Source organism: Ruegeria sp. BF7, assembly GCF_056538605.1.
In genome coordinates this window covers 1-4,350 of the sequence record NZ_JBQFTM010000040.1, presented here as the reverse complement: position 1 = coordinate 4,350, position 4,350 = coordinate 1, and the positions used below count along the sequence as shown (strand labels likewise).

The following is a 4,350-nucleotide window of genomic DNA, read 5'->3' as shown; positions in this document are numbered from 1 at the left end:
TTGAAGACCTGCACAGTGACGGCGTGAACATTAATCTACAGACTGCGCTCGACGAAAACGGTAACCCCGTCAAAGGGCGTGGTAGTCAGCCGAACAAACATGACATTTTGACCGGCTCCGATTCCGCAGGTTACTTCTCTACGGCAGGTGGTGACACGACATGCAGCAACTGGACTTCGAACAGCGAGGGCGGATCTGCGATTGTCGGGCATCATGACCGTATCGGTCTCAACGATGCCCGAAACATGGTGTCATGGAACTCATCGCACGGCTCGCGCGGTTGCGGGGAGGAACATCTGCCACGTTCTGGCGGTGCGGGCTTATTTTATTGCTTCGCAACCGACTGATCAGGCAGCATTGGTGCGCGTGTCACCCGCATTGCACCTGATATTGTCTGGTTGGCTTTAAAGGTCGCGTTCTGGAAACGGTTATTGGGCAGCAAAGCCCAATTGCTGTTTCGGCCTGTGGCCGACACCGAATTAGGAGACTCGCAATTTCTATCGACAGTTTTGCGGACACTGAGATTGGAAGACACTTGGCCGACGCTGCTCGTTGTTGCCGCATGGTTTTCTTCACCGGACTACCAGCATCAGGAAAGTCATTCCTGTTGCGCCAGCAGATATCCGTTTCGGTCTCCTTGGGACGTCGCGTGCATATCATGCGTTGGGATACAGGACTGGCGTCGTTTCAGACCGGGGACATACTCGCAAAGTATCCAGATGTTTCGGATGGAACTCATCCGTTGATCCGTAAGGCAGCCGGACTGTGGGGTCGGAGAGCCCTGGCGCGATGGTTGGTAGAGCATACCGACCCCACAGATATGATTATCGGTGAAGTCCCTATCATCGGAAACAGGTTTTCCGAGTTCATCCAGGCGCAGCCGGATCAGGTTGAACCAGCCTTAGCATCCGAGGAAACCACATTCATCTATCCTGTTCCCACAAAAAACTTGCGTGCCAATCTCGAAGCCATCCGAAGGTCTACGTTTGCGAACCCAAAACATCCTGATGAGGCCAGAGATGCACCTCCATCGACAATGGGACTGGCTTGGCGCCAGACATGCGCCAAGGCTGCGGACTTGGGCTTAGTCTCTCAGGTGGACATCCATTCTCCGTATGAGGAGACGATCTATGTCCGATTTTTTGAGCACTTGCTGCAACACCGAAACGCCGTCAGAATTGCGGTCGATACGATTTATTCAGATGCCGGGTCAGCCCATGACCTGGATGTGAACGTCTTAGAACTAAGTGCAAGCCCGAACGAAGTACAATGTGCAATCGCGGAGGTAGAGGCCGCTTGTACTGTCGAGGAAGCTGCCCGAGACGTTGAAAACTGGCATCAGATGTAGTCTCATGCAAAAGCCCGCTCCTTTACGCATCTCGGAAACTGTACTTCTAATTGTGAATGTCCGCTTCGGGCTGCTCTAGTCACTGATGCGAAGGGCGGCGAACGTCGACTTCGAGCCCATTTCGACCAATGCTGCGTGTTGATGGAATGGCAGCTTTTGTGACCTCGGGCAAAAAACTGCCAAATTCAATCAGAGCTTTGCGCAAGGGTATGTGGCACAAGCTTTTACAGTGCTTCTCGCCACTCTACCTGCTGTGACCAAATTGTTCGTCTTCGGAACCCCGGCCGCAGCGGCATGTATTTCCCAGATGAATGCAAAACAGCAACTGCTTTCATTTGAGAACATCTACTCCAGCCAGAATTTCGTGCGTGGTCTCCCGTGCAGGCTGTCCAGCTTGCTTCTTCACTATACCCAGGAAGGCTCCAACTATAGCTGAAGTGGCCGGAAATCCAGCCGTCGTTGACATATCTCACAACGAATGTCGATATAGGGTGCTCAGCGCGGCACAACTCGAATATGGAACCAAAGCGGTTACTGTCATCCTGGCTGGGGAGAAAATGAGTTCAGGGGGCAGGAACTCACGCTCGCAGAGTTTTCTGCTAGCTCCCATTGCCTCCTGTCCAGCGCTATGAACGTCTGCCTTAAGATAACATGAGGAAACCATGCCGATTGAGGATCTGCCCGCCAATCTCCGACTATTGAGTGGATATGCCCGGTCCGTTTCGGACATAAGCCGCCGGCTGAAGATCAACCGCCAGCAGTTCGGCCGCTATCTTGCCGGCAAAACCCAGCCGTCACTGGCGAGCCTGAGGCGGATTTGCGACCATTTCGGCCTCGATGAAAATGAGATCTTTCTGGAACACCAGAAATTCAAGGAGTTGGTTCAGCTTCGCCCGGCAATTACCGGCGGCGGGCACGACCCTGCCCGCCAGTTCTTTGACCAATTGGTCCGGCCACAGGACCAGGAGGGCTTGCAGAAATTTGCTGGCTATTACCTTTTCTATTACTGGCCGGACCGGAAGCTTCCCTTCATCTATCGCAGCCTGGCTCGAATTTATTCCAAAAAAGGCAGCCTGATGTGCAAGCAGATCGAGCGGGTCTGCGGTGACAGCCATAATCTGCCGGAGGTTCTCAAATATGAAGGCCTGGTGTTCGGTTCCGCCGACCGGCTGATTATCATCGACCGCGAAAGAAGGGTCGGGCGATCCTTGTGGCAAACGATCCTGTACGGTTCCGATTTTGAAGAACCCAACAGCCTGACAGGCCTGATGACGGGGATCGTCCCAGATAGTGTCCACCAGATCATTAGCATGCGCGTCTTCTGGCAGCCAATGGGCCGGGACCCAGACCTCAGGGCGCTGCTGCGAGCCTGCGGCCGAATCCCGGTTGATTCGCCTGAACTGGGTGACTACTTGAAATACTGTGTCGATAATGAGATCGGGCCGGATGATGAAGGTTTCACGCCGAGGTTCTAAACACGGGGACTCTTCGGCGCTGGGGCACCGTGGGCTGCTCGCAAGCAGCCCCTCGCTGATCAGAATTTCACTTCCGCAGTGACCGCGCGATGGTCCGATGGCCATGGCTCGACGGCCACATCCGCTTGGGGGACGGCCTCGCCCCAGACCTGTGACCTCAGGATTTTCAGCCCGCTGCCCTTGACATAGATATAGTCGATCCGGTCCAGATGATCCTCGGGATCCGTGGGGTCCAGCCCGGGTGTCCAGGTGAAGCCCGGCTTGGCCACCTCATTGGGAAACGCCGTCCGATAGGCGTCAAGGAAACCCAGTTCCGCAAGTTTGCTGCTGACAGGATAGGCAACCGGCACTGGTTGCAGGCCAGCCGTAACGGCCCGGTCAGTCCAGTCGAGATGTGAGGGTTCATTGAAATCGCCAAAGACAAAACTGGCATCCGCAGGCCCGGCGACCGTCATGGCGTCAACCAGATCAGTCAGGCCGGATCCCCTTGCCTGCAAAGCAAAATGAACAGCCTCTTCCCCGGTTTGAATATAGGGGGCGGGGCCATATTCGATCTCCAACAGCTGGTAGGGCTGGTAGGGAAAGTCACTTAGGTGAATGTTATAGGCGTTGATGGTCCGACCATTAACATCGATGCGCACCCCCAGATTCTTGGGCAGCGGACCGTCGATGGGGTAACGGCTGATCACGGCATTGGCCCACAGGGCCGGGCTGTCGCCGGTTTGGTCGTAATGGTGATAGCCCAGAGCAGCCGCAAGTTTGGCCGCGACGCTTTCCCCTGTGGGCGGGCAGCTTTCCGCCTCGCAGGGATCGCCTTCCAGGCGTGTTTCTTGCAGGCCAATGATATCTGCTCCGGCACGGCGGATGACATCGGCCGTCTCATCGACAGGTTTCTGCTCGTTGGCACCGCCGCCCCAGATGTTGAAGGTCATGACAGTCAGCGTGGTTTCCGCCCGGGCCGGCAATATGGATCCCAGCGTGATCAGTAGGCCGATCGTAGAGCCGGCAAGTTTTTTTAAGAAAGTCATCATCCTCATTCCCGGTTGCTGATTGAGAGGGCGGACAACCCGCATGGCCCGAGTGCCGCCTGTCCTGATAGCAAGCCATCGAACCTTCGAATGGCGCAATTGAAATATGATCAAAAAGTTAGCGCTGTTTGGCGGGTAGGAGTATCAACGTGCTGCAGGTGGCAAGGAAAAGCGGACACAGTGGCAGGGATAGATAAATTTTTGCGGGAGTGGATCGCAGTAAATTCACGCCGTTCGCCTATCTGCTTCACCGCACTGCGCACACAGAAATTGCCGAAAAACCAATTGTAAAGTAGGGCTCGCTTTTGGCACGAGCGTGCGCCTTCTCTTGTGACGGAAGGACCTGCCGCGGTTCTGTTGCAAAGTTTTGAGCCCGCCGATCCGATTCAGCAATCGTTCAGGAGTTAGGCTGCGAGCTCAGCGAACTGGCGAAACGGACAGAGTCCTGGTGTGAATTGCCCCTTACGGATCATGTGCGCGACCTCGATGCCTGCTAACG

3 protein-coding genes and 2 pseudogenes are annotated in these 4,350 nt (G+C 55.2%); 3 read left to right on the top strand and 2 right to left on the bottom strand.

Going from position 1 to position 4,350, the window contains the following annotated elements:
* From ACR0IK_RS24215 to ACR0IK_RS24205, 3 genes and pseudogenes are all read left to right on the top strand, one after another.
* Nucleotides 1-347, top strand: a pseudogene (locus tag ACR0IK_RS24215) (hypothetical protein); the annotation flags it as partial.
* Nucleotides 348-535: 188 nt separating this feature from the next.
* Nucleotides 536-1,348, top strand: coding sequence for a DEAD/DEAH box helicase family protein (locus ACR0IK_RS24210; protein WP_480643666.1), 813 nt, complete (start codon nt 536-538; stop codon nt 1,346-1,348).
* Nucleotides 1,349-2,010: 662 nt separating this feature from the next.
* The gene (locus ACR0IK_RS24205; protein WP_480643665.1) at nt 2,011-2,823 is read left to right on the top strand and encodes a helix-turn-helix domain-containing protein; all 813 of its coding nucleotides are present in this window, start codon (nt 2,011-2,013) and stop codon (nt 2,821-2,823) included.
* A gap of 59 nt (nt 2,824-2,882) precedes the next feature.
* On the opposite strand, the gene ACR0IK_RS24200 is transcribed toward ACR0IK_RS24205, so the two are convergent.
* Complete coding sequence (locus ACR0IK_RS24200) at nt 2,883-3,854, bottom strand: endonuclease/exonuclease/phosphatase family protein (RefSeq protein WP_480643664.1); 972 nt, start codon at nt 3,852-3,854, stop codon at nt 2,883-2,885.
* Between the two features lie 401 nt (nt 3,855-4,255).
* Nucleotides 4,256-4,350, bottom strand: a pseudogene (locus ACR0IK_RS24195) (IS6 family transposase); the annotation flags it as partial.